The sequence below is a fragment of the Dietzia sp. B44 genome (assembly GCF_014145245.1).
GTDB classification, from domain to species: domain Bacteria; phylum Actinomycetota; class Actinomycetes; order Mycobacteriales; family Mycobacteriaceae; genus Dietzia; species Dietzia natronolimnaea.
Genome location: NZ_JAALEF010000179.1, coordinates 1 through 4,314 on the forward strand (window position 1 = coordinate 1; position 4,314 = coordinate 4,314).

4 protein-coding genes and 1 pseudogene are annotated in these 4,314 nt (G+C 71.4%); 4 read left to right on the plus strand and 1 reads right to left on the minus strand.

The window, feature by feature from the left end:
* Window positions 1–287 (minus strand): nucleotidyltransferase domain-containing protein (locus G6017_RS06880; RefSeq protein WP_524536254.1); only part of this gene is annotated, 287 nt, incomplete at its 3' end.
* 185 nt (window positions 288–472) lie between these two features.
* Between G6017_RS06880 and G6017_RS06885 the strand changes: the two genes are divergently transcribed.
* The 4 genes and pseudogenes from G6017_RS06885 to G6017_RS06900 all read left to right on the plus strand — a co-directional run.
* Window positions 473–2,011 carry an amino acid permease gene (locus tag G6017_RS06885; RefSeq protein ID WP_182616625.1) on the plus strand — a complete coding sequence of 513 codons (1,539 nt, stop codon included), beginning with the start codon at window positions 473–475 and terminating at the stop codon, window positions 2,009–2,011.
* 6 nt (window positions 2,012–2,017) lie between these two features.
* Window positions 2,018–2,914, plus strand: coding sequence for an urea amidolyase associated protein UAAP1 (locus tag G6017_RS06890; RefSeq protein WP_182616627.1), 897 nt, complete (start codon window positions 2,018–2,020; stop codon window positions 2,912–2,914).
* 12 nt (window positions 2,915–2,926) lie between these two features.
* Window positions 2,927–3,625, plus strand: a complete 699-nt coding sequence (locus G6017_RS06895) for an urea amidolyase associated protein UAAP2 (RefSeq protein WP_182616629.1) — start codon at window positions 2,927–2,929, stop codon at window positions 3,623–3,625.
* A 63-nt stretch (window positions 3,626–3,688) separates the two neighbouring features.
* Window positions 3,689–4,314, plus strand: a pseudogene (locus G6017_RS06900) (5-oxoprolinase/urea amidolyase family protein); the annotation flags it as partial.

Consider the following 4,314-nt stretch of genomic DNA (forward strand, 5'->3'; position numbering starts at 1 on the left):
GCGGCCGAGGCGGGGGAGGTCTCGGCGAACCACGGCGCGCGGGAGAGGTCGGTGGAGGCGACGGCGCGGCGTACCGCACGGTCGTCGGGGTCACCAGGGTCACCGGGGTCACAGACGACGGCGAGGGATTCCAGGTCGCTACCCGGGACTGCCTCCCCCCGGCCCACCGATCCGGTGACCCACACCGCGTGTGCCACCGCCGGTCCGAGACGCGCCGCCAGCTCACGCCGCAACCCGTCGGACCAGGCCCGCGCGCGCTCGTCGAGTGGATCACGGGAAGGTGCCATGAGGGCATTCGACCACGCGGTCGGGCGGCCCGGCGAGCGGGGAACGACGGCGTGAGGGCGTGTTAATCGGATCGAAACACCAGGCAACCCGAGGGTCACACGCGGTGGGAAAACTATCGGCAGACAGGAACTGCTCCTGGCGCCACCCGGGTTCACAGACCCCCGCCCCGAGAGGAGTGCCGGACATGAGTGACCCCTCCGGACTCACCACCCCGGCCCCCGAACGTCGGGGTGATCACGACGACCTCGCCGATCTCGGCTACGACCAACAACTCCACCGCAGCCTCGGCACGTTCGCCTCGTTCGCCGCCGGGTTCTCGTTCGTCTCGATCCTCACGACCATCTTCCAGCTGTTCGGCCTCGGGTACGGGTTCGGCGGCCCGGCGTTCTTCTGGACCTGGCCGATCGTGTTCGCCGGCCAGTTCCTGGTCGCGTTGTGCTTCGCGGAGCTCGCGGCCCGGTACCCCATCTCGGGAGCGATCTACCAGTGGTCCCGGCGGATGGGCGGCGAGGTCGTCGGGTGGTTCGGCGGCTGGTTCATGATCCTCGCGCAGATCGTCACCGCCTCGGCCGCGGCCATCGCGCTGCAGGTCGTGCTGCCGAACATCTGGTCCGGTTTCCAGATCATCGGTGACGATCCGGCCCTCACCTCGCCCTCCGGCGCGGCGAACGCCGTCCTGCTCGGATCGGTGCTGCTCGTCATCACCACCACGATCAACTCGCTCGGCATCAGGTGGATGGCCTACGTCAATAACATCGGTGTGACCTGCGAGATCGTCGGCGTCGTCGCGGTGATCCTCGCGCTGCTGACCCACGCCGTCCGCGGGCCGCAGGTCGTCTTCGACACCGCCGGAATGGGGGATCAGCCCGGCTACATCTGGGCGTGGGTCGTCTCCGGGCTCATGGCCGCCTACGTGATGGTGGGATTCGGCTCGGCCGGCGAACTCGCCGAGGAGACAGTCAACCCGCGCCGGGTCGCCCCCCGGACCATCCGGATGGCGCTGACCGTCTCGGCGCTCGGCGGTGGGCTCATGATCCTCTCCGCGCTCATGGCCGCGCCCAGCCTCACCGACGGCCGGCTGGCCACCGAGGGCCTGCCCTACGTCCTGAACTCCGTGCTCGGGAACTTCTGGGGCAAGGTGCTCCTCGTGGTGGTCGTGGTGGCCATCTTCATCTGCACCCTCGCCATCCAGACCGCGGCCACCCGGTTGATGTTCTCGATGGCCCGCGACGGCCGCCTGCCCTTCTCGGCGACCCTGTCCCGCGTCAACCCCCGCACCGGCACCCCGATCGCCCCGGCCGTGTTCATCGGCCTGTCGTGCATCGCGATCCTGCTGGTCAACATGGGAAACGACGCGATCTTCGCGACCCTCGCCTCGGTGTGCATCATCCTCATCTACCTCGCCTACCTCTGCGTGACCGCACCGCTGCTCCTGCGCCGGCTCAAGGGGTGGCCGAACGGACCCCGGCTCACCGACGCCGAGGGCAAACCGCTCTTCTCGCTGGGTCGCTGGGGAATCCCCGTCAACGTCATGGCCGTGGGGTACGGACTGCTCATGACGGTCAACCTCGCCTGGCCGCGGGCCGAGATCTTCGACCCTTCCGGCGAGACCCCGTGGCTGCGGTGGGCGGGCGTCGTGACCGTCCTCGCAGTAGTGGGCCTCGGCACCCTGTGCTTCCCCCGCGGCAAGACCCACCCCAAGCCCGTCAAGATCGGAGAGTGACCTGAGATGACCAGCACCACCGAACCCGGCACCGCCGAGAGCACATCCACCACCGCGAGCACGTCCACCACCTCGGGTGCCCGCGACCACGCCCGCGCCCAGGCCGGCGCGATCACCGACGCCATGCCGGTCGTCCCCGCCACCGACTGGCCCCACCCGCCGGCGGACGTCCCGGCCGACCGCCTGACGTGGGCGGAGTCCGTCCCCGGGGGTCGCTACACCGCGGTCACCCTGGCGCGGGGCACGCGCATCCGACTGACCGACCGGGACGGCACGGCCTGCGCCTCGCTGATGATGTGGCGCGCCGACGCCCCCTGGGAACGTCTCAACACCGCGGACACGGTCAAGGTCCCGTGGCAGGCCTACCTCGGCACCGGCCATCCGCTGCTCTCCGACCAGGGGCGCGTACTCGCGACGATCGTCGCGGACACCTCCGGCCACCACGACGCGCTGTGCGGTGCCTCGACCCTGGCCGGCAACGTCGCCCGCTACGGGGCCGGGGCGCCGGAATCCGGGTCACCGGCCGGACGGGAGTTGTTGCTGCTGGCCGCCCTCAAACACGGACTGGGTGAGCGGGATCTCCCCCACACCGTGTCGTTCTTCCACGGCGTCCGCGTCGACGACGACGGGGCGCTCGTCTCCACCGGGAACGCCGGGGCGGGGGCGACCGTCGACCTGGTCCTGCACCTGCCCGTCGTGGTGGCCGTCGCGGTCGCCGACCATCCGCTCGATCCGTCGGAGCGGTACCACGCCGGGACCGTGGAGTTCCTGGCGTGGAGCGCTCCGCAGGACCTCGACGCACTCCGCGAGGGAGCCCTCCCCGGCGTCGGGGAGGACCTCGAGTACCGCCGTGCCGTCGCCAACTCCGAGGCCGCCCACCGCGCCTTCACCCCGATCGCCTGAGGAGAATCCGCCATGACACCGACGACCGTCACCACCGAGCCTCCGACCACAGACCCCCGGACCGGCGCCGCCGCAGACCTTCCCGCCGCAGACCTCGCTCTCACGGACGGGGCCGTTGTCGCCGACGAGACCGTCGCCGCCAGAGCCGCCTGGTCCCACGTCCTGCACGCGGGCCAGACCCTGACCATCGTGGACCTCGAGGGCAACCAGGCCGTCGACACCCTGTTCTACGACGCGCACGACCCCACCCGTCGCTACAGCGCCCCGGCGACCGTCGCCGCCCAGGGATCGATCTTCCTGACCGAGGGAAGTGTCCTGCGCGACGACGCCGGCGAGCCCCTCGTGACGATCACGGCCGACGAGGTGGGCAACCACGACACCCTCGGGGGAGCGTGCTCGCAGGAGTCCAACACCCTGCGGTACGGCCACCACACCCGGCATCAGCACGCCTGCGTGGAGAACTTCCTCCGGGAGGGCGCCCGGCACGGACTGGGCAAACGGGACCTGGTCCCCAACGTCAACTTCTTCATGAACGTGCCCGTGGACGCCGACGGCACCCTCGGCATCGTCGACGGGCTGTCCGCGCCCGGCAAGCGCCTGGCGGTGCGCGCCGACCGCGACGTGATCGTCCTGGTCTCCAACTGCCCGCAGATCAACAACCCGTGCAACGGCTTCGACCCGACGCCGGTGCGGATGATCGTCACCGCCTGAGCCCGGCGCCCCCCACCCCGCGCACCCACCACCCGCGCACACGCCACCACAGGAGAAGCCGCCATGACCCGCCTCGAGATCCTCAACCCGGGACTCATCACCACCGTCCAGGACTGGCCCGGCCGCATCGGGTACTGGGGCGTGGGCGTCCCGCCGTCCGGGGCGATGGACGACTACTCGCTCCGCCTGGTCAACATCGCCGTGGGCAACCCGGAGGGCGCCGCCGGTCTGGAGTGCACTCGGGGTGGACTGTCGATCCGACCGGACGCCCCGGTCACGGTCTGCGTGGGCGGGGCGCACGTGCGGCCCACGGTGGACGGCCGCCCGGTGGCCCAGTGGAAGCCGGTCCACCTGGAGGCGGGATCCGTGCTCGACGTCCCGGTGCTCGACGGGCCGGGCATGCGCGTGTACGTGGCGGTCGGGGGCGGGATCGAGGTGGAGCAGTACCTCGGGTCGTCGTCGACCTTCACCCTCGGACGGTTCGGGGGGCACGAGGGGCGCAACCTGGCGGCGGGGGACGCCCTCGCCGTCGGTGAACCCGGGCCGGGCGTGCCGCGCCGGATCCTCGCCGACGAGGTCCCGGCCATCGGGCACCACTGGCACATCGCCGTGGCCGAGGGGCCGCACGGCGCCCCGGAGTTCCTCACCCGCGCGGGGATGGACGAGCTCTACGCGGCCAGCTACACCGT

What these genes read in the sequence shown, in the direction of transcription:
- G6017_RS06890 (WP_182616627.1), top strand. Translation starts at nt 2,018, where the DNA reads ATGACCAGCACCACCGAACCCGGCACCGCCGAGAGCACATCCACCACC.
- G6017_RS06895 (WP_182616629.1), top strand. Translation starts at nt 2,927, where the DNA reads ATGACACCGACGACCGTCACCACCGAGCCTCCGACCACAGACCCCCGG.
- G6017_RS06885 (WP_182616625.1), top strand. Translation starts at nt 473, where the DNA reads ATGAGTGACCCCTCCGGACTCACCACCCCGGCCCCCGAACGTCGGGGT.